Genomic DNA, 25,602 nt, shown 5'->3' on the forward strand with positions numbered 1-25,602 from the left:
CTTCCTAGCTGTTCACGACGACGAACTGCCCCATCATTCCGGCATCCTCATGCTCGAGAATGTGGCAGTGATACATATACGGCAAATCCGGGTCCGTGTGTTCCTCGAACCGTAATAGCAGGCGCACTTGCTCGCGCGGGTCGACAATAACCGTATCCTTGTAACCAGTCTCCAATGGCGGCGGAGTGCGGCCGTTGCGGTCGATCACGCGGAACTGTGCATTATGAATATGAAAGGGATGCGCCCTCATGGAGGCATTGGCGATTTCCCAGATTTCCCACTGGCCGACGGGCACCCTCTCGTTGATCACATTCATGTCCATGCTGGCACCATTGATAGACATCCCGCCGCCCATCATTCCCATATCGAGCACGAACCGCCGGGTTCGCACTGCAAGTGAGGGGTCGAGTGCCGGTAGCGCGGCAAGCTGCGGCGGCAGATTCTTTCGCCGCGAGGAGTCAGAGGGTCTGATATCGAGGACGCGGAACGGCTCGTCCATCTCGGTGTCGTCGCGGCGTCGGCCCATCATACCGCCGCCCATCATGCCGGCGCCATCGCCCATCATTCCCATCGAATTGTCGGGACTGGTCGCCACAAGGCTGAGTGGGCGCCCCTCGGAAAGATCGACGACGATCTGCGCCCGCTCCCCCGGTGCGAGCCTGAGCGAACGGACCGCATGCGGACGGTCCAGCAAGCCACCATCGCTTGCGATGAGCTTCATTGTCTGACCGCCGGACAGCGAGAAATCGTAGAAACGAGCGTTCGATCCATTGAGGATCCGCAAACGTAACAGGCCGGTCCGCGCTTCAAACACCGCGTTTTGCGTGCCATTGACGTAGAGACGATCCCCGCGCACGCCCATCATTTGTGCATGCATATTCTGCGGATAGAGGAGCTTGCCCGAGCTATCGAGCAAGCGGTCCTGAACGATAAGCGGAATATCATCCACGCCGTATTCGCTCGGCAGATCCAGCGCATCCTCTTCATCATCGCGGACATAGATCGGTGCGGCAAGACCAGCATAGACCTGCGGTCCCGTGCCGCGATGCAGGTGCGAGTGATACCAGTAGAGAGAGGCACGCTGCCGAACTTCGAAAGACGGGCTCCAGCGCGCGCCGGGGCGGATAAGCTGGTGCGGCCCGCCGTCCGCAGCGGCGGGTAGTTCGAACCCGTGCCAGTGGACTGTGGCTCCATCGTCCAGGCCGTTGTCGACATGCAGCCGGACGCGCTCGCCGCGGCGCATCTCCAATGTCGGACCCAGATAGGGCGCGTTCACTCCGATGGTAGGCGAAGCGACCCCGGGAGCGAATTCCTTCTGCCCCGCGGATATCGACAGTCGAAAGACCCGTTCGCCTTGCTCGACAATTCCCTGATCGAGCTTGGGAATGGCGAGCGGATTGGTGCCGGCTCCATCGGCACCAAGTAGGGAATTTCGCGCTTCGCACGCTGACAAGGGAAGAGCCACAAGGCCCGCCGCCGCTGTGCCAGCCCGTCGCAGCAAGGCACGTCGGTTAAGGCCGGATGCGTTCGCCCACTGGTCCATTTCACTTGCTCCGGAGATATTTGATCAGCGCAGCGATGCCCAACACAAGAAGGATGGTCAGCAATAAGCAGAACAAACCCATTATCCCCATCATGGCCGCTGGCATGTCACCATTCATCATCGAACTTTTCCTAATTATACCGGCCCCGGAATACGATCCGGGGCCGGTTCGCAAATTACTGCTTGGTGATCGAAGTGATCGTGTTTCCGCCTTCACCGGTTGTGAAGTCGAACGAGATCGTGTCACCAACCGCCACATCCTGACGCAGCTGCTCGTCGGCGTCGAACGCCATCGTCATGGCGGGCCACTCGATCGCGGGGACAGCGCCGTGATCGACAGTGATCGTTCCTGCATCGGCGTCGATGGCGGTTACGGTTCCTTCCGCACTGGCGGTCTGCATCGTGCTGTCCGATCCCATCATCGGCATATCGCCATCGTCCATCGGCATCTGACCGTCTGCCATCTGACCGTCTACCATGGCCGTGTCGTCCATCATTTCGGTATCGTCGCCGGAGCCACAGGCGGCGAGTGCCAGCGGCGCTGCCAGCAAGGTCACGAGGGTTGTAATACGCATTCTTCTTCTCCTTCGAGGGGTTTGGACCGATTGGTCCGGGGACGCCGCATCATCAGATAGGCGGCGGGAAGTACGAACATTGAAAGCAGCGGAGCGGTGATCATCCCGCCGATCATCGGGGCCGCAATACGGCTCATCACCTCGGATCCGGCACCGGTGCCGATCAGGATCGGGAACAGGCCGGCGAGGATAACGGCGACGGTCATCGCCTTGGGCCGGACGCGCAGCAGCGCGCCTTCGCGGATGGCTGCCGATACCTCGTCGGCATCCAGCTCGCCCTCTCTCCGTTCCAGCGCGGCCTTCAGGTAGATCAGCATGACCACGCCGAATTCCGCCGAGACGCCTGCCAGCGCAATGAACCCGACGGCGGTGGCGACGGACTGGTTGTATCCCATAAGGTAGAGCAGCCAGAACCCGCCGGTCAGCGCGAAGGGTAGCGTGCCCATGATCAGTAGCGCCTCGTCGAAGCGGCGGAAGATCAGATAGAGCAGCAGGAAGATGATCGCGAGTGTTGCCGGCACGACGATCTGCAACCGCTCGTAGGCGCGCGTCAGATATTCGAACTGCCCTGCATAGGACAGACTGACGCCGGCAGGCAGATCGACCTCGGCGTCGATAGCCTCCTGCAAATCGCCCACCACCGAGGTAAGGTCGCGCCCGCGTACATCGACATAGACATAGCTGGTCGGCCTGCCCTGCTCGCTCTTGAGCATGGGCGGACCGCTGGTCACGCGAACATCCGCCACCGTGCCAAGCGTGATCTGCTGTCCCGCAGGGGTCAGGACCGGAAGATTGCGCAGTTCATCGACGCTGTCGCGGATCTCGCGCGGATAGCGGACATTGACCGGATAGCGGGCCAGCCCCTCCACCGTGCGCGCAACATTCGCTCCGCCGATCGCGCCCGACACGATCTGCTGCACATCGGCTATGTTGAGCCCGTAACGGGCCGCTTCCATGCGATCGATATCGACATCGACATAGCGCCCGCCGGACAGCCTTTCGGCCAGCGCCGAACTGACGCCTGGCACCTGCTTGGCAATCTGCTCGACCTGAAGGGCCACGCGTTCGATTTCGCCCAGGTCCTCGCCCGAGACCTTGACCCCGATGGGGCTCTTGATGCCCGTCGCGAGCATATCGATACGGTTGCGGATTGGGGGCACCCAGACATTGGCAAGGCCTGGAACCCGGACCACGCGGTCGAGCTCCTCGACCAGCTTGTCAGGCGTCATCCCCTCGCGCCATTCCTCGCGCGGTTTGAAGCTGATCGTCGTCTCGAACATCGTCAGCGGCGCGGGATCGGTGGCCGTATCAGCGCGGCCGGCCTTGCCGAAAACGGTGTCGACCTCGGGAACTGTCTTGATCAGGCGGTCTGTCCGCTGAAGCAGGGATGATGCCTCACCAGGCGACAGCCCAGGAAGCGCGCTTGGCATGTAAAGCAAATCGCCTTCATCGAGAGGAGGCAGGAATTCGCCGCCCAGCCGCGTGAAAGGCACTAGCGTCGTCGCGAAGATCAGCCCAGCAATGACCAGCGTCGCCTTCGGACGCCGCATCACCCAGTCGAGCCCCGGACGATAGGCGCGAGTAAGCGTCTTGTTGATCGGATTGCTGTCTTCCCTCGGTATCTTGCCGCGGATCAGCCATCCCATCAGCACTGGAACCAGCGTGACCGACAGGATCGCCGCCGCCGCCATCGCATAGGTCTTGGTGAAGGCCAGCGGAGCGAAGAGTCGTCCCTCCTGTGCCTGCAAAGTGAAGACCGGCAGGAACGAAAGGGTGATAATCAGCAGGCTGAAAAACAGCGCCGGACCGACTTCCTTGGAAGCATCTGCGACGATCCGCCAGCGCTCCTCACCCGACATAACCGTATCGGGATTTTCCTCGGTCCATCGCTCGATGTGCTTGTGCGCGTTCTCGATCATCACCACCGCAGCATCGACCATCGCGCCGATCGCAATGGCGATGCCGCCAAGCGACATGATGTTGGCGTTCACGCCCTGGAAGCGCATCACCAGAAAGGCTGCCAGAACGCCCAAGGGCAAGGTGACCACGGCGACCAGCGCAGAACGGGCGTGCCCCAAGAACAACAGGCACACGAGCGCAACGACGACGAATTCCTCGATCAGCTTGGTCGTGAGGTTATCGACTGAGGCATCGATCAACTGCGATCGGTCATAGGTGGTGACGATCTCGACCCCTTCGGGCAGGCTTGCCTGCAACTGGTCGAGCTTCGCTTCGACCGCCTCGATCGCACCGCGCGCGTCGGCGCCTTGCCGCAGAATGACGATGCCGCCTGCGACTTCGCCCTGGCCGTTCAGCTCGGCGATACCGCGGCGCAGTTCGGGGCCGATTTGCACATTGGCGACATCGCCAAGCGTCACCGGCACACCGCCCGCTTCGGCGCGCAAAGGGATCGAGCGGAAATCATCGAGACTGCCGAGATAGCCCGACGAACGCACCATGAATTCCGCTTCGCCCATCTCGACGATGGAACCGCCTGCCTCCTGGTTGCCTGCCTGGATCGCGCTCACGATTTGGCCGTGGGTCACTCCGAAGGAAGCCATGCGGTAGGGGTCGAGCACGATCTGGTACTGCTTGACCATGCCGCCCACACTGGCGACCTCGGCGATCCCAGGTATAGTCTTCAGCTCGTAGCGCAGGAACCAGTCCTGCAGGCTGCGCAGTCCGGCCAGATCGTGGCCGCCGCTGCGGTCGACCAAGGCGTATTCGTAGATCCATCCCACGCCGGTTGCGTCGGGGCCGAGCGTGCTCTCGACGCCTTCGGGCAAGCGGTTCTGGACCTGGTTGAGGTATTCGAGCACGCGCGAGCGCGCCCAGTAGAGATCGGTCCCGTCCTCGAAAATCACATAGACATAGCTATCGCCGAAAAACGAATAGCCACGCACGGTCTTCGCCCCCGGTACCGAGAGCATGGTCGTCGCCAGCGGATAGGTGACCTGGTCCTCGACGATACGCGGAGCCTGCCCGGCATAGTTCGAGCGGATGACAACCTGTACATCCGACAAATCGGGCAGCGCATCGACAGGAGTGGTCCGCACGGCCCAGAAGCCGGCGAGCGCCAGACCGATCGCCGCCAGAACCACGAACAGGCGGTTGGCAATCGAACTTTCAATGATCCGCGCGATCATTGGCCGGTCTTCCGGATCGAGACGATGCGCGGACCGGTGCTTGCCTGAACGAAGGTAAAGGTTACCCGATCACCGCGTTGGAAACCGCGAACCTGAGCCGGACCTTCAGTGGCAAAACCCATCGTCATGGCTGGCCAGTCCAGAGCTTTGACCGGCCCGTGCCGCAAGGTGATGCTGCGGGCAGTGATGCGTTCGATCGTGCCGGTGGCTCGATAGGTGCGCGGTTCGTCCGCATCCGCCTGCGTTTCGTTTTCACCGGCAGTCGTCGGTGCGTCCTCGATGGAACGCACATCGATACCCGCGAGACTCGCTTCGGAATCGAGCAGGAACTGGCCGGAGGTTACGACCTCCTCGCCTGCCGCGAGCCCTGCGAGAACCTCGGTCCGACCGCCTGCTTCTCGGCCGATCCGGACTTCGGCCGGGCGGTATCCTCCGCCCTCTTGGGTAATCATAACCAAGGTTCGTTCGCCGGTGCGGATCACGGCCTCTGACGGGATGAGCAAGGCTTCACGCCGTTCAGGAGCAATCATGACCTGCGCAAACATGCCCGGTTTCAGGCGAAGCCCGGGGTTGGGCATCGCCGCGCGCACGGTAATCGTCCTGCTTGCCTCCTGCGCACTGGGCAGGATGGCAATGATCCGTCCGGCAAATCGCTCTCCGGGAAAAGCCGTGAGCGTCGCGCTTACCGGCTGTCCCACGCGAGCGCTTCCCGCAAGCGCCTCGGGCACGGCGGCTTCGAGCCAGATTGGGCTATAGCCGCTGATCTCGGCGAGGCTTTGCCCTGCCATCACGGTCATGCCCGGCCTGACACCGAGCGAGGTAATCGCACCCGATTGCGGCGCGGTGACAGTGATTGTCGATTGCGGTCTGCCGCTTCGAGCCACCGAGGAGATCACGCCTTCCGGCATCCCAAGCAGTCGCAGACGTTGACGGGCAGCATTGGTAAGCGCCGCGTCGCCGGTAGCTGCTACGGCAAGAAATTCCTGCTGGGCGCCGCCCCACTCGGGCACCAGCAGGTCGACGATTGGCGCGCCTCGTGCGATAAGATCCTGCGGGGCGTGGCCATAAGTCCGCTGAACATAGCCGCCCGCGCGAGGCTGGACGATCGCAACCTCGCTGCCATTGTAGGCAAGCGTGCCAGTTACCGTGGTTTCCGGTTCCAGCACGCCGTATTCGGCCTCGGCAGTGCGAATGCCGAAGTTCTGGACCAATGCGGAATCGATGCTGACACCCTCGCCGGCCTGCGCATCACCGCCCGCGCATTTCGGGACCAGCTGCATATCCATAAAGGGGGATTTGCCCGGCTCGTCGAAGCGCTGATCGGGCACCATCGGATCGTACCAGTAGAGCACTTCTTCGCAGCCGGTATCGGCAGCGGCGTCACCGCCATCGCTACCGCCGCCGAGCATCGACAGACCGTAGCCAGCCCCTAGGCTGACCAAGGCAATACCGGCCGCCGCTGCATAAGAGCGCTGGCGCGGAGAAAGACGTTCGAACACGGCTTTCATGGCCTGTCCTCCCCATAAGTAAGACTTAGAGTTGCAGCGGCTTCGACAGCCATCTGTTCGCGTTCGAGAATCTCGAGTTCGAGCAATGCCAGCGCAGATTTGGCCGCGATCACATCAACGAGGTCGGCGCGGCCAGCAGCGAAGCTGGCGGTTTCGAGTTCGGCACGGTCATGCGCGAGCGGTAGTAGCTCGTCCCTCGCACGTTCCCACTGCTGCACCGCGCTGCGCCACGCAGCCAGATCGGCTTCGAACCGGGCCCTGATCGCTCTCAGGCGATCGACCCGCTCAGCCGAGGCGGCAGCAGCGTCTGCTTCGGCTGCCGCGATGCGCGGGTTCTGCCGCCTGTCGGTGAAGATGGGCAAAGTGACCGATCCCATGACCGATACGGCACTGCCGAAATCGGGATTACGGTGACCATAAGTCACGCTGACACCGAAATCGGGCCGTTTTTCAGCGCGCGCCAGATTGGCTGCAGCCTCAGCACGACGTTGCTCTGCATCCGCCAAGCGCAATTCCGGATTGGCCTCCAACGTGAACCGAAGGCCTTCCGGGTCCAAGGTAGCTTGGGGAGCGGCCCCCGCAGCGACAGGCTCGCTTTCGGCGATATAGCGCTGCAGCCGGGCGCGAGCGGTTGCGCGCGCGGCCTCAATCCGGGTAATGGCATCCTCGATTTCAAGAAGCTCGCGCCGGATCGCGAGGCTCTCGGCAGGCCTCGCCGATCCCGAAGCGACGGCACTGACGGCGACCGGAACAAAATCCCTCAGGCCGTCCAGAGCGTTACGCGCAAGAGCGAGGCGTTGCTGGGCGTAATACAGACCGATCCAAGCCGTCCCCGCGTCGGCGAGGATGGAACGTTCGGACAAGCCAAGACGGGCTTCGGCAATACCGATTTCGGACCCGGCAAGGCCGGATCGCGCTCGCCGCCTGGCAAGGTTAGGAATTTCCTGTTCGACGCCAACCGCTAGCTGCGTCGGCAGTTGCGCATACGGATCAAATGCGGCCGGTCCGGTGACCGGCAAGTTCATCACGCCTGCACGAACGCGTGGGTCGGGCAATTCGTCCGCTGCTTCGGCGGCATCGCGCCTCGCCTGTATGCGGAATGCGCCCGCTTCGAGCATGGGCTGTTCCGCCCGCGCCGCCGCAAGGGTTTCTTCATAGCCGACCGACTGCGCTTGCGCAGTCTGAGCGACGAGCAGCGCCGAAAACGGCATCCAACCAATTCGCCAATTCATAAATCTCACTCGTGCAGAGCGAGCTGACAAGACAAAACATACCGCACCGGCGATACCGGTTCGTGCGGTTGCATCGTTCGTCAGTCTCGCAAAAAGCGCAGCGCGCCTTCAGGAAAAACTAGACGGTGAGGATTGGTTTTGGAGGGGGTGATTCCGGTCGTGGTGAATCTGTTTGAAACCACGGGGCCGCAGAAACAAGGTAGCTCGGCATCAAGCGAAGGGGCGCGCACTCCATTTCAGTCGCTGCCGACAGAGCCAGAGGCGGCAAGCAATTCATGGCAATCACGCAATCGAGCGTCATGTTGGAACATGGTCCTGCAGGATCGCGGGAAGTCTCGCTATCGGCCATCTCGGCACAATCGCTCATCGCCTCCGCCTCAATCTGAGGAAGGCCTGCTGCATTCGCTCCAACCTGGACGAAAAGTCCGAATCCAAAAAGGATTAAGGTCAAGGTACGAATGAACTTCACTAGGTCCAGATAGTCTGGGTCGAGGCGATTGGCAAGTAATGAGTGATGGCGGACGGGGACCAATCAGATCGCCCCGTCCGCATTAACCGCGTGAAATAAATAGTCTTTTGTGACTAGCAGCATCCCGCCGAAGCTGGCTCCGAGCTAGCTTCGGATACCTCGCGCACGAGGTCGCCGGTTTCTTTCTCGGCTGCACTTCTGGCGATGTCGGCCTGCGCAACGATGCCGCAACATTTGCCCTTGTCATCGACCACCGGAAGCCGACGAACCTGATTGTCTTCCATCTTGGTGCAGCATTCGTCGACGCTGGCATCGGCGGTGACAGTAACAGGAGACGATGTCATAACCTCCTCAACGCGTTGGTCGGAAGACTTCCCCTTGGCCACACAGCGGCATGCAATGTCCCTGTCGGTTACTACTCCCACCAACGCACCGGAATCATCGACAACCGGGATTTCTCCGCAATCGTTATCGACCATCAACGAAGCTGCCTCTTGCACGGTGCTCGATGGACTGCAGCATGCAGGGTTCGATGTCATAACGTCTTGGGCTTTCATGACTTGTCTCCTCATTCGTAATCGAACTTACAACGGAGGAAACGAGGCATTCCGAGTGCTGGTTCCACGCCTGTCGGTCAGTTGTGGGGCATGCAAGCCAACCCGTTCTGAGAACCCGGGTCGCCGACTGATCTTGCCGGGCCGATGACCGGGCCCATTTTCGGTCGCATAGCGAACAAGCCGCAGGTAACGCCAATTCGGCCTCTTATCTTCCGAACTCGTCACCCTTGCGGTGTTCAGTGCCTTCCTCATCATGGACGTCCATGTGCGCATCCCGCAGTATATCGATGCCGCCGTAAAGCGCGATGCCGGCAACTGCGACACCGACCACGAGATCAGGCCAGTTCGCACCGGTCAGCATCACAACAATGCCGGCGATGATAATACCGCCGTTCGAGATGAAATCATTGAAGCTGAAAGTCGTGGCTGCCCGAAGATTGACGTCTTTCGACTTCATCTTTTGCAGCAATCGCAGCGAAATCAGGTTCACCACCGCAGCCACCGCCGCCATTGCCATCATCATGATCCCACCTGGATCAGACCCCTCCAGAAAGCGCCGGATGGCATCGGCAATGACGCCGCCGGCAAAAATGAGGAGCATAATGCCTGAAAAACGCGCAGCCCCACGCTTCCAGGTCCGTGACCGCGTCAGCGCGAGGAGGCTGAGCCCATAAACGACGGCGTCCGACGAATTGTCGAGGCCGTTAGCAAGCAGAGCGTTGGAATCAGCGAAATAACCAACCACGAAGAAGCCGATGGCAATCGCGACGTTCAGCCAGAGGACGATCCACAAAGTTTGGCGCTTGTCCGCCGAGTCTAGGTTGAGTTCACCTTCGCCACTCATGACGCATTCCTTTCATTAATGTTCTGATTCAAGAACCTGCGTTCCTGATAGTTCCGCTCACGCAATGTCAGCGAGCTCGCGCTGCTCCTCGCGCGTGACGTTGCGTCGCAGCCGCTCCCACCACTTCTCGCGCCAACTTTGCTCGTCATCCGGGTGGTGCAGCACAAGCCGTGCGATCGCGGGCAGAACGAACAGGGTCAGCGCGGTCGCGGTGATCAATCCGCCGATGACGACCGTAGCTAATGGACGCTGCACTTCCGCGCCCGTTCCGGTAGCGATGGCCATAGGCACGAAGCCAAGCGAAGCCACCAGCGCGGTCATCAGTACCGGGCGCAGGCGCGCAAGCGCGCCATCGGCGATAGCTTCGTCGAGCGGCATTCCGTTCTCGAGCCGCTGCCGGATCGCGGTCATCATTACCAGGCCGTTGAGGGTCGCCACACCAGACAGGGCGATGAAACCGACCGCCGCCGAGACCGAGAACGGCAACCCCCGCAGTGCCAGAGCGAACACCCCGCCAGCCAAGGCCATGGGAATGGCACTGAACACGGCAAGCGCCGGAACCCATCCGCCCAAAGCCATGAACAGCAAGAGCAGCACTAGAGCGAAGGCAATCGGGACGACGATGGCGAGCCGTGCCTGCGCTTCCTGCAGGTTCTGATACTGCCCACCCCATTCGATGAAGGATGCCGGCGGCATATCGACGCCGGCCGAAACACCCTCCTGCGCTTCTTCGACGAAGGAGCCGAGATCGCGTTCACGCACATTGGCCGACACGACCACGAGCCGGCGTCCCTGTTCACGCCGGACCTCGGCAAGGCCATCGACCACCTGGAACTCTGCCAGAGTCCGCAGGGGAACCGTGACGCCGTTCTCAAGCACGATCGGGAGCGCGCCAAGCTGGTCGAAATCGTCGCGCGTCGCGTCTTCGAGACGCACCACGACATCGAACCGGCGATCGCCTTCGAACACGAGGCCTGCCGGACGTCCACCGAGCGCGATGGCGACCGATTGGGCCACGTCTTCAACAGTCAGGCCGTAACGCGCGATGGTGGGGCGATCGAAAGCTATGTCGAGGGTCGGAAAGCCCGTCACCTGTTGCACTTTGACGTCTGCCGCGCCTTCGACGCCGCGCAGCACGCCGGCTACATCGCCCGCCGCTTCGGTGAGTGCGGTAAGGTCATCGCCGTAGAGCTTGACCGCCACGTCACCGCGCACCCCAGCGATGAGCTCGTTAAAGCGTAATTCGATTGGCTGGCTGAACTCGTAGAGGTTGCCAATCAAACCGCCCAGCGCAGTTTCCATCTCCTCTACCAGCTCATCCTTCGACAAGTCCGGATCAGGCCATTCTTCGCGCGGTTTCAGCATGACATAGGCGTCTGACGCATTGGGCGGCATGGGATCGCTGGCGACCTCGGCCGTGCCCGTCCGCGAAAACACCAGCTCGACTTGGGGAAACTCTTCAAGCCTGTTCTCGACCCGCCGCTGCATCGCGAGCGAACGTTCGAGCGACGTCGACGGTATTCGCAAGGATTGCACCGCAATGTCGCGTTCGTCGAGCTGCGGAGTAAATTCGCTACCCAGAAACCCGAAGATGACAGCCGCGATCGCAAAGATCCCGACCCCCGTGCCGATAACTGGCCAGGGCCGGGCAATGGCCTTGCGAACCGCTGGGCCATAACGCTCCTTCGACCAGCGAATGGGCTTCGCTTCCTCCTCGGTCAGCTTCTTGTTGAGCAGCACCGCGATCATCGCCGGGACGAAGGTTAACGACAGAACGAAGGCCGAAGCCAGCGCGAGCATCATCGTGATCGCCATAGGGGAGAAGGTCTTGCCCTCGACCCCGGTAAAGGTGAGCAGCGGCGCGAAGACGAGGAAAATGATCGCCTGACCGTAGACGGTCGGTTTGATCATCTCCTGTGCTGCCAGACGCGTTTCGGTTAGCCGTTCGCCCAAGGATAGCAAGCGTCCCTCACGCTGTTGCCGCGCGGCGAGCCGAGCAACGCTGTTCTCGACAATGATGACCGCACCATCGACGATCAGGCCGAAGTCGAGCGCGCCCAGGCTCATCAGATTACCCGAGACACCAAGCCGGTTCATCCCCACCGCTGCCATCAGCATCGAAACGGGAATGACCAGTGCGGTGATTATGGCGGCGCGGATATTGCCGAGCAGGAGAAACAACACTGCAATTACCAGCAATGCGCCTTCAAGCAGGTTCTTCTCAACCGTCGAAATCGTCGCATCGACGAGCGAGGACCGGTTGTAGACGATCTCGGCCACAACGCCGTCTGGGAGCGATGAACGGACCTCGTCCAGCCTTTCTGCTGCACCGGCTGCGACGGTGCGGCTGTTCTCGCCTGCTCGCATCAGCACCGTGCCCACCACCGCCTCTTCGCCGTTCAGTGAAGCCGCGCCGGTTCGCAGGTCGCCGCCGATCTCGACATCGGCCACATCGCCGATACGAATGGGCACACCCTCGCGGGTCGCAATGACGGCTTCTTCTATGTCGGCAATGCTGCCCAGCCTCGCATCGACGCGGACGAGCAGCGCTTCATCGGCACGGTCCACGAAGTTGGCACCGGCCGCGAGGTTGGCGGCCTCGAGCGCATCGATCAATGAATCGAACGACAGGCCATAGCCGGTCAAGCGCGCGGGATCGGGCTGAACCAGAAACTGCTTTTCGAACCCACCGATCGAATCCACGCCGGCCACGCCGTCGATAGAGCGCATCAGTGGTGCGACGACCCAATCCTGCACAGTGCGCAGATAGGCCGCCTTCGCCACTTCGCTTTCGAGGCGGTCACCACGTTCGGTGATGAAGCTGCCGTCGGACTGCCAGCCTGTCCGGCCGCCAGTGGTAGCACCCTTGCCACCAGGGTGCTCATATTCGATCGTATACATCAGCACTTCGCCAAGGCCGGTGGAAATCGGACCCATGGTGGGCTCCGCTCCCTCTGGCAGCGAGGCTCCAATGGGTGCGAGCCGCTCGTTTACCTGCTGGCGGGCGAAGTATAGATCGGTGCCTTCCTCGAAGATCGCGGTGACCTGGCTGAAGCCGTTGCGCGAGATCGAACGGGTCATCTCCAGCCCCTCAATCCCGGCAAGACCGGTCTCGATCGGAAAGGTCACCTGCGTCTCGACCTGCGACGGCGAAAGCGCAGCAGCGCTGGTATTGATCTGGACCTGCGTATTCGTGATGTCCGGCACTGCGTCAATCGGCAGGCGCACTAGATTGAACGCGCCGTAGATTGCTGCGAAAACAGTCAGGACGATGATCGCCCAGCGAAAACGCACGGCAATATCAAGAACCATCCCGATCAGGCCATGGCGGTGGCTACCCTCGTCAGCGGGAGCCGCGGTATGATCAATGGCCATGTTCGGCGCCCTCCTTTTCGAGTTCGGCCTTCAACAGGAAGGCGTTGTCGGTCGCGATCCGCTGCCCCGGTTCAAGACCGGACAAGATCGTCACCATTCCGGCGGACCGGCTGCCTGTCGCTACCTCGCGAGCTTGGAAGCCGCGCTGTGTGCGCACAAACACGACGTCGCGGCCTTCGAGCACCTGCACGGCGTCCTCGGGAACCGCGATACGGCTCTGGTCCAATTCGCCCGACGGCCGGATGCGCGCCTGCAGAAAAGCGCCAGGTTGGAGACCTGGTATCGCCCGCGTCAGACTGAGCACGGCAGTGGCACTGCGGCTTTCGGGATCGAGTGAAGGCGTGACCGAACGCACGCGTGCACCGATCTCGCGGCCATCGCCGACGATCACGGCGGCCTCGTCGCCCGGCTGGATGCGCAACGCATCTTCCGAAGGCAACGCCACCTCTATCTGCAGCCCGTTCGGATTGATCACGCGGTAGAGTTCTTCACCAGCATCGACGAAGGAGCCAAGCACGATCGGAGCAGCGGTAACGCGGCCCGATAGCGGACTGGTGACAGCGAGCGAACGCCCATCGCCGCTGACACCCGCTGCAGCCACAGCGGCCTGAGCGCGGTTCAGTTCGGAGCGGGCAACGTCGAGATTTGCGCGCGCTGCTTCAAGGTCCTGCCTTGCCGTTACATTGGCTTCGAACAAGCGCCGCTCGCGGTCATAGGCAGCTGAAAGCTCAGTTGCGCGGGCGCGGGCAACGCTAAGCTGTGAAGCGAGCGCAGCTGCATCGGCGCTTTCGATCCGAGCGACGGTCTCGCCTTGGCGGACATAGTCGCCAAGCGTCTTGCCAACACTACGGACCACGCCCGAAGCCCGCGCATCGATCCGCGCGCTGGCCGTCGGGCTTGCCGCAACCGTTGCAGGAAATACCAGTTCGACAGTAGCCCCGGTCTGCACCGCGGCGACCTTGATTTCGGCTGCGCGAATTTGATCGTCATCGATCAGGACGAAGCCCTCAGGCAGTTCCGTTTCGGCGACCTTGTCTTCTGTACGAGGGTCAGCTTGATTATCAGGCCACAGCAACATCAACAGCGCTGCAGCGAGAATGATGATACCGGCGATGATCGCCAGTCTTCTCCGGTTCATTGGAATGTTCCTCATTGTGCGGCCAACCTGATGAGCTCGGCGGCAGCCTGTCCCCGGTCTTCTTGAGCGGTGATCAGCGCCTCGCGAATGGCATCACGCGCTTCGGCTGCGCTCAGCACCTCGATCAGCGGGAATCGGCCGTTGCGGTAACCGATGCGGACGAGCCGCAGCGCCTCCTCGGCCTGAGGAAGCGATGTCGTGGAAAGTGTTTCAACGCGCGCTTCGGCGGCAAGATATTGTGATCGTGCGCGCGTAACCGTCAGCTCAAAATCGGCCAGCGCGACAACCTCGCGTGCGTTGGCAGCGCGTAGCCTTGCTTCGGCCGCAGCGATGTTGCCCTGATTGCGGTTCCAGAAGGGAAGCGGAATGGATACGCCGACAAGAAAGGCGCTGTCGTTGCTTTCCTCGAAGCGTCGAACACCGGCGGAAACGACCGGATCCGGAATGCGCAGGCTGCGCTCGTAGTCGATCTCGGCCGCTGCTGTCGCGCTTTGGCCGCGGGCAACCTGCAATGGCAAGCTGGTCGCCGACGCAAGCACTGCGGCCGGAGGCTCGATGTTGGGAAACGCACCGGGAACGAGCGGCGGTGTGTCTTGCTCGCCCCATAGCGAGGCAAGCGCCGTGCGGGCTGCCAGGCTGTTCGCCTCCGCTGCCTGAAGTTCGGCACGCGCTTCTGCCAGCGTGGCCTCTGCCCGTAGTGCGCGCAGCGGTGGTTCGCGGCCCACCTCGACCAGGACGCCAGCTATGCGGGCCAGTTCCTCGTTTCGGTCGACCACATCGCGGGCAAGCTCGACCCGCGACGCTGCCGCCGCCGCTGCAACGTAGCGCTCACGGACAAGGAAGCCGAGTTCTGCACCGGCCAGGTCGGTCCGCAGATTTGCAAGCTGTGCCTGTGCCTCAGCTGCTGCGACGCGTGCGCCGCGCTTTCCGCCAAGTTCGATCCTCTGCCCGACCGCCAAAGTATATTCGGTAGCGCTTAGCCCAGAGAAGGCACCGCTCCCTGCGATGTTCTCGACCTCTAGCGAGACCTCGGGATTAGGCCGCAACCGGGCCTGGCCGACGAGCGCTTGCGCAGCTTCGGATTCCGCGCGCGGTCCGACAATGCGCGGATTGAATGTGCTGGAAGTCGCGTCGTCGGCGACCCCTGTGAGATCGAGTGCTTCTTCAAGCGACACGATGGACGCATCCTGCGCGATGGCAGGCTGCACGAGCATAGCGAGAGCTAACCCTGCAAAGAGGGCGCTCCGCCGGAATGTGGCGAACATATTGGGTGAATTCCTCTGCTGACGTTCAAAACGGCATCGGAACGGGTCCGATGCGCGAAGTACGTCAGGCTCGAGGAGGTGGCGTATCCAGTTCGATAACGCCTGAATCGAGCGCAGCGTGGCGCTTGCCGGAGTTCAGTGCGACAACCGAAGGCATTGAAACGCCTTCTCCCGATCGCCCCACCGTCTGCGACACGTGGTGACAATGACCGTGTGCGCAGGTGCCGTGTTTCTCGGGCGCGTTGCTCTCTTCACCCGGTTCGCCGTGCTGCTCTATCAGTGAAGCGACTTCAGGCTCGTCCGCGCATTCAGCTGCTTCCGCGACCGGAGCCCACAGGACACCAATCGCGGTGAACAGCGTGATAAACTGCAGCATGAAGGATCGGGCGAAGAGCCGGGTCATCGGCGAGCGGTTAGCAGCCGGGTTCGGATTGCAAAAGAGATTATTTTCGGAATAGCATGTGATTTCATAACATTATCCGGGATGCGCTGCTTTCACTATTGGACACCAAACGACCCATTGTAATGAATTCGCTGGTAAATACTTTTTCCGTTCCAACTGTCATTGTGTCGATTGCAGAATTGCCCGCAAATCGCTCGGAATTCCCATCCGGGCGAATGCGCTGACATCGGAGCGCCCGCTATTTCCGACAGGCAAGCCGCCGATGAGATTCCCCAGCGGTGCGAGAGCCAGACGAACAATCTGACCGCTTACCTCCCTCCAGTCGCGCTGCCGGTAAGCGAGTGCCAGCATGCGCCAATGCGAGTAGCAATGGGCTTTCAGCCAGTTCTGCGCGACGATGTGCGCGCGCTCGAGATGATGCCAGGACTGATCGATCTGGGCTTGATCTTCTGCCGCTCGCGCAGCTTGATATTCCCGAGCGAGAAATGCTGCGATCGCCGGAGGTGTGCGGTCAATCATGCGCCAATTCCTGACGCGCCTGTGTGAATACTTCGCTGCTCCCCCAAATCGCGAGGCTCGCCATAATCCCGGCGACAAGCAGATCAGGCCAAGCCTGACCGGTGCCGAACACGCCCAGTGCGGCGGCAAGAACGGCGATATTGCCGATCGCGTCATTGCGCGAGCAGATCCAGACGGAGCGCATGTTCGCATCGCCTTCGCGATAGCGGAACAGCAGCAGCGCAACCGCTGCATTCACCAGCAGCGCCAGCGTTCCGATCAAACCCATCGTCTGCGGTTCGGGACTAGAGCCAACGGCGAGACCATAGACCGCATAACCAATGACCCAGAGACCGAAGGCAAACATCGTCGCCGCTTTGAATAGTGCAGCCCGCGCTCGCCAGGAAAGCGCCATGCCAGCAACACCGAGACTGATCGCATAGTTGGCTGCATCGCCGAAAAAGTCGAGCGCATCGGCTTGAAGCGCGCGGGAGTCGGCCGCAATACCAGCGACAATCTCGACCACGAACATCGCAGCGTTCGCTATCAGGGCGATCCACAGGATCATCCTCCAGCGCGGGTTGTTGTGCGCGCTCTGGTAGGTTTCTGGGGTCTGGCAGCAGGAATTTCCCATGCCGCGCTCCTTGCAACGTTCGAGTCGCACTGACATATGCACCTTGTAGTAACTACAAGGTCAAGTGATGCGTATCGGCGAACTGGCGAAAGCAACCGGCACCAAGGCGGAAACCATACGCTACTACGAGCGGGAAGGGATCCTGCCTGCGGCGGACCGAACAGACAGCAACTATCGTGACTATTCTGACGGACATCTCGCAACGCTGATTTTCGTGCGACGCGCCCGGACACTAGGATTCACGATGGCCCAAGTTCGTGAACTGCTCGCCCTGTCTGACCACGAAGACAAACCATGCCGCGATGTGGACCAGCTCGTCCAGCGCCAGTTAGGCGAGGTCACGCGCAAGATCGCCGATCTGACGTCATTGCAAGACGAACTCCAGCACATGCTGCGATCATGCCAGGCAGACCGCATTGGTGAATGTCGGATCGTCGAAAGTCTGGCGCGGCCATTGCGGTGATGGGGACTTCACTGAAGTCAGTTTGCGGCGCACAGCAGACCCTACACTTGCATCGGTCGCAACTAGGCGGAGAAGGAATGCGGGTTGCTATACGAGGTACAATTCCAGAGCATCCGTAGCCCACCTTACAGTCTTAGCGAGTTAAATTTATCATTCGAATCCTTCCGCCGGATTCGAATGCGCTAACAGCGAATTCTAGGCCGAGGCTCCGCACAAGGTTTGCTCATTGTCGATGGGTTACGACGACGATCATTCGCGCGAAGCCCGATACAGCTAGTCTACTGTTCAAGCACGAGTGTAGACAGTGCATCCTCTGAATCATCGTGCACTAGGTGCCCATAATGCTTCTCGATCATGGCGACGCTCGTGCCCGATAACTGTGCAACGGTGAGTATAGGAAGGCGAGCGCGGATGAGGTCCGTAATCACGCTATGTCGAAGCGTATAAGCACAAACGGCAATCGGCAGATTGGCTGCTTTGGTCGCCTCTTTGATAGGGCGCTTCCATGAGTCCTTAGCCCAAGCCTTACCGCTCGATCGAACAAAGATGTAAGAGGCGGGTGGCTTTTGCTCGACTTGTTCGGCGAAGAAATCTGCCGTGTCTTTGGGCAGGGAAATCTGACGAGACCTATCATTCTTGTCTTTGCCAACGATCAAGGAACGGGTGCGCTGATCAAATTCGCGCGCAGTCAGAGCTGCGAGCGCACCGGGCCGAAGTGGCAACAAACATAGCCCCTTCACGAAAGGTCGCGCCTCATCGCTGACGGCATCGATTAGCCGCTTGCGCTCAACCCGGTCCAGATAAAGATCACGAGGCTTGCCGGCGCCCTTGAAGGGTTTTAACGCTTCTTGCCAAGCGGCATCACTGCCTGGTCTACCGGGCTCCAGCACTTGCCTTAGTGCTGCCCGCAAGGGAACCATATCCCGGTTGACGGTCGACTTAGCTCGTTCCTTCCATCGCTTCTCTCCAGTTTTGCTCCGGCTGACCAGTGCGGGCGCCTGTTCCAGTCGCTTGCGCCAACTCCGCAAATGGTGTCGGCGCAGTTTTTCGAGCTTCACCTTGGCGATGGGATCGCAATAGACATGCCGTCGAAAAACGCCTTCGGCAATCGATCCGGGCTTTTGCTCCAGGTAAGCTTCGCAGGCATCCCTCACCGTCACCATGCTGCGGGCAAGTTCGCCGCCAGATTCGACGGTGGCAGCCCATACCTCTGCGTCAGCCTTCGCCTGTCTAAAAACATCATGACCTGACAAGGTGCCATAATCGCCGAGCCGCTTTCGCTTATTGCGATTATTATCCGCGTCATAAAACCTGGCGAACCACGTGCCGCCAGCCGTCTTCTTCGACGGCCGATAACCGAGGTAAACGCCTTGGCGTAGACGATGCCAATGCGGTTCATCGCCCGCTTTTGGTTTCAACTTTTCACGATCCCCGATGCGGCTCAAATCTGGCATTCGGAATCGCTATCCTAAAATCCATGAAAAAAACATGAAAAACTTGGGTGGGCAGCGGCGAACACCCGCGGGCATCAAGCTTTGTTTTTATTAGGTTTTATGCTTTTCGAAAACCGCAGATTCCCGTCATTCCCACCCTTCACACGGGTGGGGTCGCAAGTTCAATCCTTGCCGCGCCCACCATTGCTTTCTTCGACATCATGCTCGCGCTGCCTGTCCTTTGGGCCGGGTAGTGTGATGCGCTGCCTGCCCAGAAGTCCCTGTCGAAACGCAAACCGGGCGACCATCTGGAGTGGATGGCCGCCCGTTTGTTCGTTCGTTTCCCGGCCTAGAGCACGAAGTCCGCAACCGTCAGGTCGGTGAGATTGTCGACCTTGATGAGGAAGTCGGCGGCGCCGTCGCCGTCGATATCGCCCACCACGATCAGGCCGTTCTCGCCCGCATAGGCGCGCAGTTCGCCCGCCGTGCCCGAGAAAGCCGCATCGCCGATGAAGGTGAAGGCATCGTCGCTGCCACCCGAAATCGCGTCGATGGCCGAGAGGTCGATGAGATCGCCCTCGGCGCTCGAGAAGTCGATGATCGTGTCGGCGACGCTCGCAAACTTGCCGCTATGGCCCGATTGGGTGAAGCTGAAGGTGTCCGCTCCCTCGCCGCCGGTCATGGTGTCGACACCCCAGCCGCCGATCAGCACGTCGTTGCCGGTGCCGCCGAACAGGGTGTCGTTGCCCGCACCGCCGTTGACGGTGTCGTTGTCCGCACCGCCGTCGAGCGTGTCGTTGCCCTTGTTGCCCTGAACGAGGTCGTCCCCGCCATCGCCGTTGACGACATCGTCGCCCGCCTGGCCGAAGAGCAGGTCGTTGTCATCGCCGCCGTGGAGCGTGTCTGCATCGTTTCCGCCATAGAGGCGGTCGGTGCCCGCATCGCCCCAGAGCGTGTCGAGGCCCGTGCCGCCCAGCAGCGCGTCGCCACCATTGCCGCCGACAAGCGTATCGTCCCCGGCGTCGCCGCGGATGGTGTCCCAGCTGGCCTGGCCGTAGAGCGTGTCGTTGCCTTCCTCGCCGATGAGCAGGTCGTTGCCGATGCCGCCATAGACGGTGTCTGCCGCGCCGCCGCCATAGATCTGGTTGGCATCGTTGCTACCGGTCAGGATGTCGGCGAAGGCCGAGCCGACGAGGTATTCAATCGAAGCGAGCGTGTCCACGCCGGCGCCGATCGTGTCCTGGGCAGCGGCATCCAACAGGTCGACCGTGACGCCCGCGACCGCGTTCGCATAGTTCGCCGTGTCGTTGCCGTTCCCGCCATCGAGCAAATCGTCGCCCGCGCCGCTGTGAAGCATATCGAAACCAGCCCCGCCATAGAGGCTGTCGTTGCCGATTACCGCGTAGAGGATGTCGTTGCCGAAGCCGCCGAAGAGTGTGTCCATACTCCCCTCGAAGGCCTCTTCGTCTGCTTGATCGGCGAAAAGCGTATCCGCGCCGTCCATACCGTGAAGCGTATCGCCGCCAGCGCCGCCTTCGATGATGTTGGCGAGCGCATTACCGGTCAGGACCACACCGCTAGACGAACCGAGGTTTACCAGGTTCTCCAGATTGTCGCTGAGGGTGTAGTCGAAATACACGCGGACCGTGTCGGTTCCGCCGCCGATCTCCTCGAATACGACCGTATTGCGCTGGACCTGATAGTAGTCATCGCCAAGGCCGCCTTCGAGGGTCGCATCGTCCCCGCCGGAAATGCAATCGTCATTCGCGGTCCCGGTTACCGTACCGCCACCGTAGTAGGAGACCGCTTCGATATTGGCATCCATCGCGTAATCGAAGTCGACGCTACCGAATGCGATCATGTCATAGCCGCCATCGTCCTCCTCGACGATCGTGAAGCCGTCTTCGGTGACGGAATAATAGTCGTTCCCGCGACCTCCGGTGACGGTATCGTTGCCGTCGATATTGTAGAAGCTCTCATCGCCATCGGTCCCGGTAACGCTCTGGGCGCTAATCCCGTCCAGGTAATAGGCTTGGATACCGGTGCCCAGGACGTAGGTCGATGCCGTGCTGCGGATCGTATTTCCGGAAAGGCCTTCACCCGCATAGCTGGATGCGATCACGACATCGCTTTCGTCGTCGACATAGAAAGTCGCCTCCGCAGCAGTGTCGCTTGCGTCCATGATGTCCGCGCCGGCCCCGCCGTCGATGATCAGTTCCAGGTCGCCGTCGTGAACGGTAATCGTGTCGTCGCCCTCTCCGCCATCGATTACGACCTCCCCAATGGCCTCACCCAGATAGGCTTCGATGGTGTCTGCACCGCCATGGCCGAAAATTTCGCCCTCGTCGGCGCCGGTGACGGTAATGTCGTTGGCGAGATCGTTGCCCTCGTAGGTGAAGGCCGTGTCGGTCACAGCTTCGAGGTTCTCGACATTGGCGTCCAGCGCATATTGCGAAGCGGTGGCGATGACGCGATCGGTGCCTTCGTCGACGCCTTCGCTCACCACGTCATTCGCATCGTCGACATGGTAGGTGTCATCGCCGAGGCCGCCGACGAGCCTATCTGCTCCCGCACCGCCGTCGAGCGTGTCGTTGTTGGCGCTGCCGGTGATGACATTGACCGCGGAGTTGCCGGTAAGGGCATAATCGCCGGAATCGTCGCCTGCGGTCAGGTTCTCGACATGGCCGTCATCGCTCAGGTTCACGGTGGTGATCGTAGTGACGATCGTGTCATTCCCTTCGCCCTCGTATTCGGTGACTATGTCACCGACATTGTCGAGGTAGTAGGTGTCGTCGCCCTGGCCGCCGATCAGCTCATCCGCCCCGGCCCCGCCGTCGAGGGTATCATTGTCGCGCTCGCCGATGATGGTGTTGTCGAGATCGTTGCCGGTCAGCACGGTGCCGTCGCTGTCCGTCCAGTCCAGCACGAGGATTTCGGTGTTAGCCGTCAGCGTGTAGCTGAAAAGGACATAGACGGTGTCGATGCCCTCGTCGGCCTCCTCGACAACCGTGACGCCGGAGAAATCAAGGTAGTATTCGTCGTCCCCGTCGCCTCCTTCGAGGGTGGCGATTCCTTCCGCATAAAGTGAATTGGCGAGTTCGTTGCCGGTAAGCGTGACGCCCTCTGCCGCGATCCCCCACTCGACGTTCGCGCAGAGGGTGTAGTCGACGAATGCGTGGATCACATCGTCGCCTTCGCCTTCCTCCTCGGTTACGAAGTCCAGCGCGTCGTCGACCGTGTAGTAATCGTCGCCCGCACCGGCGATCATCGCGTCGGCGCCAGTACCGCCATCGAGCGTATCCGCACCGGCCCCGCCGACGAGCAGGTCGTCTCCGGCATCGCCATATATTTCGTTGATCGTCTCCGAACTCGCGCCGCCATAGATCTGGTCGTTGTCGTCGCCGCCGTAGAGAGTGTTCCGGGTCGAATAGCCGACCGCGGAGAGACCATAGATGATGTCGTCGCCGGATCCGCCGTCCGCATAACCACCGTAGTGCGACGTGATGCTGGTTTCCGGAGCATGGAGCGTGAGTAAGTCGTCGCCCCCGTATCCCAGGAGGCCGGCATAGCCCCACTGGTCGGAGGTATAGGCCGTGATCTCGTTGGCGAGATCGTTGCCGTAGTAGGACGCTTCCTGCGTGTCGTAGGCGACGAGGTTCTCGACGTTGTCGGCAAGGGTGTAGCCGAAATTGTCGACATGAACCGTCTCGGTGCCGCCAAGGTCTTCCTCGACGATTTCATCGTTGCGATTGTCGACGTAGTAGGTGTCGTCGCCAAGCCCGCCGACCATGGTGTCCGCGCCTTCGCCTCCGTCGATCGTATCTTCATTGTCGCTGCCGGTAATGGTGTTGGCGAGCGCGTTGCCGGTCAGCACGTAGGCCGAGGCGTTGTCACCCGCGGTCAGAATCTCGAGATGGTCACCCAGCGTGTAGGTTGCCAGCGTGGTCTCCACGGTGTCGGTGCCTTCGCCATCAAGCTCGGTGATCGTGTCGTTGGCATCGTCGACCCTGTAGGTGTCGTTCCCGGCGCCGCCGGTCATGTCGTCCGCGCCCGTGCCGCCGTCGAGCAGGTCGTCGCCATTGCCGCCAACGAGCGTGTCGTCGCCGCTGCCGCCGATCAGATTGTTGATGGTCTCTGCAGCAGTGCCGCCGTAAATGACGTCGTTATTGTCACCGCCGCTCAAGTAATTGGAAATGGCGACTCCAACGAGCGAAGCGCCGTGGAGCGTGTCTTCACCAATTCCGCCAAAGCCGTTTACCTGATAGGCATTGGTGGCGGATTCGGCTGCGATGAAGCGGATGACATCGTCACCGCCGAGGCCGTAGATGTCTGCCTGGCCATAATCGACCGAGCCATAGGAAGTGATCTCGTTGTCGAGTTCGTTGCCCTGATACGACGATTCCTGCGAATCGTACGCCACGAGGTTTTCGACGTTTGCCCCGAGCGTGTAACCGCCAAGCCCGGTGTGGACCGTGTCCGTACCTGCGTCGGCATCTTCGGAGACGGTGTCGCCTGCGTCGTCGACATAATAGGTATCGTCGCCGGTGCCGCCGAGCATGGAGTCGTCGCCAGCCCCTCCGACAAGCGTATCGCTACCGCCAAGGCCAACCAGCAAGTCGTTGCTCGAGCCGCCGGTTATGACATTGTTTTCGTCGTTGCCGGTCAGGAGATAGGCCTGCACCGTCTCGCCGGCGGTCAGGTTCTCGACATGCACGCTCAGCATGTAACTCTGGACTTCGGTAATGACCTCGTCGGCGCCGGCGCCCGCCTGCTCTGTGACGAAGTCCGATGCGTTGTCGACACGATAGGTATCGTTGCCGGCACCGCCGGCCATGGTGTCGGCACCGGCGCCGCCGTCCAGGATATCGTCGCCGTCGCCGCCATTGAGACTGTCGCCGTTCGCGCTGCCCGTGATGACATTGTCGAGCGCGTTGCCGGACAGGGCATAGGCGGAGGAATCGTCGCCTGCGGACAGGTCCTCGACATTGCCGGTGAGTGCATAGGTGGCCAGCGTGGTCACCACGTGGTCGGTGCCCTCGTCGGCAAGCTCGGTAACCGTGTCACCGGCATTGTCGACGTAGTAGGTGTCGTCGCCCGTGCCGCCGGCCATGGCGTCGGCCCCGGCACCGCCGTCGATGCTATCGTCGCCGCCCAGGCCAAAGATCGTGTCGTCGCCGGACCCGCCATCGAGGACATTGGCCTCGTCGTTGCCGGTGATGGTATCGGCATAGGTCGATCCGACCGCGTTCTCGATCACCACGCCGTTAGCGATGGTGTAGCCGCCATAGACGACGCCCGCCCCGCTGCTGCCGTCCTGGTAGCTGAGCCAGCCGCCGCCGCCGACTTCGTTGAGCAGCGTTGCTGCGCGCAGGTCGATCGTGGTCCCGCCGTCGCTCAGTTCGGCGCTAATCGTATCGGTGCCGCTGACGTCCCAGATGCATTCGAAGGCCTGCGTACCGGTGCTGGGCGGGAGGTAATAGACATCGTCACCTGTCGCGGTCGTCATGTTTGCGCCGTAGATCGCCTGGATGGCCGCGATGTCGAAGGCCATGGGCGTGGCCGCGTAGCCGATGTTCGAATAGCCGCTTGCGTAGTCGGGGTTCTGGAACACATAGGCCATCACCGAATAGAGGCCGGTGCTGAGATTGTTGTCGCCCGGATCGTTCGACCCACTCACCCCAGGGAAGGGGCCGTCGCCATCGGTTTCGAAGGTGTGGTTGAGGCCAAGCGCGTGGCCGATTTCGTGGAGGAAGGTGTAAAGGCCATAACCGCCTTCCACATTGGTGGCGGTGTTGACGTAATAGGCGTTGTACGCCCCGCCCGGACCACCCGGCGTATAGTGATAGGCGCCATAGCCGTAGTTCTGGCCGGAGACGATGTATTCGGTCCAGTCAGGGTTTTCGGAAGGGTCGCTCGCCTCCTGAAAGGTTATATTGGCCACGGCCGACCAGCGATCGATCGCAAGACGGAACATGTCGTCCGAATTGGTTGCTTCCCAGCCGCCGATGGTCGGGTTGCCGTAGGCATCGAGCGTCGCATCGTCGTCCGAGAGGTAATAGAGGATCGTGCCCCGGTAATAGGTCCCGTAGATAAGGGTGCGGAGATACTCGTTGGTGATCCCGCTCTCGTCAAAATACCGTGCATTGGCCATAATTTTTTTGGCGTCCCGTCTTCACTATGGCGAAACGACCAGCAAGGTGCGCAGGAGGAGGGCCGGCATTCCGCCGGCATCACACAAACTGCTAGGCCGCATACACGCGTGGCGCGCGGCATGACCCCGAAGATCGATCCCTAAAGTCCCCCGCATGCACGCGATTGCGCTTACGGGCCCGTCAGCTACCCATAGAAGTTCAAGGGTAAGCAGGCTGTAAACGAAACTTGGATTTTTCGTGGATTCTGCCCAAGCCAACGGCGCCATCGCGCGTCGGCACCGCCGGTCAAAAGCGAAAGCAGTCGCCGCCTACAAATCCGCCGGCCCTGGTTTTCCGATCCGGGAAGGTCGATGCGTAAAGAGCCTTC

16 protein-coding genes are annotated in these 25,602 nt (G+C 61.2%); 1 reads left to right on the forward strand and 15 read right to left on the reverse strand.

Features of this window, described 5'->3' with window-relative positions:
- Positions 1-4 precede the first annotated feature (4 nt).
- The 13 genes from ED21_RS11690 to ED21_RS11750 form a co-directional block, all read right to left on the reverse strand.
- The gene (locus ED21_RS11690; RefSeq protein ID WP_034922518.1) at positions 5-1,543 is read right to left on the reverse strand and encodes a multicopper oxidase family protein; all 1,539 of its coding nucleotides are present in this window, start codon (positions 1,541-1,543) and stop codon (positions 5-7) included.
- A gap of 176 nt (positions 1,544-1,719) precedes the next feature.
- Entirely contained in the window at positions 1,720-2,118 is a 399-nt protein-coding gene (locus ED21_RS11695; protein ID WP_233995747.1) for a copper-binding protein, read from the reverse strand.
- Positions 2,097-5,264: an efflux RND transporter permease subunit gene (locus tag ED21_RS11700; RefSeq protein WP_006834119.1), complete on the reverse strand. Its 3,168-nt coding sequence runs from the start codon at positions 5,262-5,264 to the stop codon at positions 2,097-2,099. The genes ED21_RS11695 and ED21_RS11700 overlap by 22 nt, the downstream gene beginning before the upstream one ends.
- Positions 5,261-6,772 carry an efflux RND transporter periplasmic adaptor subunit gene (locus ED21_RS11705; RefSeq protein ID WP_006834120.1) on the reverse strand — a complete coding sequence of 504 codons (1,512 nt, stop codon included), beginning with the start codon at positions 6,770-6,772 and terminating at the stop codon, positions 5,261-5,263. Before ED21_RS11705 ends, ED21_RS11700 begins: the two co-directional genes overlap by 4 nt.
- On the reverse strand, positions 6,769-7,983 hold the full coding sequence (locus ED21_RS11710; RefSeq protein ID WP_233995748.1) for a TolC family protein: 1,215 nt from the start codon (positions 7,981-7,983) through the stop codon (positions 6,769-6,771). The genes ED21_RS11705 and ED21_RS11710 overlap by 4 nt, the downstream gene beginning before the upstream one ends.
- A gap of 603 nt (positions 7,984-8,586) precedes the next feature.
- Complete coding sequence (locus tag ED21_RS11715) at positions 8,587-9,030, reverse strand: CBS domain-containing protein (protein ID WP_002649862.1); 444 nt, start codon at positions 9,028-9,030, stop codon at positions 8,587-8,589.
- A 205-nt stretch (positions 9,031-9,235) separates the two neighbouring features.
- Positions 9,236-9,874 (reverse strand): cation diffusion facilitator family transporter, encoded by a 639-nt coding sequence (locus ED21_RS11720; protein ID WP_006834123.1) that lies wholly within the window; start codon positions 9,872-9,874, stop codon positions 9,236-9,238.
- A gap of 57 nt (positions 9,875-9,931) precedes the next feature.
- Positions 9,932-13,195, reverse strand: a complete 3,264-nt coding sequence (locus ED21_RS11725) for an efflux RND transporter permease subunit (protein WP_156787462.1) — start codon at positions 13,193-13,195, stop codon at positions 9,932-9,934.
- 43 nt (positions 13,196-13,238) lie between these two features.
- A complete protein-coding gene (locus ED21_RS11730; RefSeq protein WP_006834125.1) occupies positions 13,239-14,387 on the reverse strand; it encodes an efflux RND transporter periplasmic adaptor subunit in 1,149 nt (382 codons plus the stop codon).
- A gap of 11 nt (positions 14,388-14,398) precedes the next feature.
- On the reverse strand, positions 14,399-15,601 hold the full coding sequence (locus tag ED21_RS11735) for a TolC family protein (RefSeq protein ID WP_006834126.1): 1,203 nt from the start codon (positions 15,599-15,601) through the stop codon (positions 14,399-14,401).
- Positions 15,602-15,716: 115 nt separating this feature from the next.
- Positions 15,717-16,055 (reverse strand): hypothetical protein, encoded by a 339-nt coding sequence (locus ED21_RS11740; RefSeq protein WP_006834127.1) that lies wholly within the window; start codon positions 16,053-16,055, stop codon positions 15,717-15,719.
- A gap of 159 nt (positions 16,056-16,214) precedes the next feature.
- A complete protein-coding gene (locus ED21_RS11745; protein WP_006834128.1) occupies positions 16,215-16,574 on the reverse strand; it encodes a DUF3703 domain-containing protein in 360 nt (119 codons plus the stop codon).
- Positions 16,567-17,187, reverse strand: coding sequence for a cation transporter (locus ED21_RS11750; RefSeq protein WP_034922591.1), 621 nt, complete (start codon positions 17,185-17,187; stop codon positions 16,567-16,569). Before ED21_RS11750 ends, ED21_RS11745 begins: the two co-directional genes overlap by 8 nt.
- A gap of 67 nt (positions 17,188-17,254) precedes the next feature.
- Between ED21_RS11750 and ED21_RS11755 the strand changes: the two genes are divergently transcribed.
- A complete protein-coding gene (locus tag ED21_RS11755; RefSeq protein ID WP_006834130.1) occupies positions 17,255-17,650 on the forward strand; it encodes a helix-turn-helix domain-containing protein in 396 nt (131 codons plus the stop codon).
- A 278-nt stretch (positions 17,651-17,928) separates the two neighbouring features.
- Here the strand turns inward: ED21_RS11755 and ED21_RS11760 are convergent, their stop codons facing one another.
- A complete protein-coding gene (locus tag ED21_RS11760; protein WP_006834131.1) occupies positions 17,929-19,104 on the reverse strand; it encodes a tyrosine-type recombinase/integrase in 1,176 nt (391 codons plus the stop codon).
- A gap of 328 nt (positions 19,105-19,432) precedes the next feature.
- Positions 19,433-25,234, reverse strand: coding sequence for a M10 family metallopeptidase (locus ED21_RS15825; RefSeq protein ID WP_006834132.1), 5,802 nt, complete (start codon positions 25,232-25,234; stop codon positions 19,433-19,435).
- Positions 25,235-25,602 lie beyond the last annotated feature (368 nt).

Source organism: Erythrobacter sp. SD-21 (genome assembly GCF_000181515.1).
Classification (GTDB): Bacteria; Pseudomonadota; Alphaproteobacteria; order Sphingomonadales; family Sphingomonadaceae; genus Qipengyuania.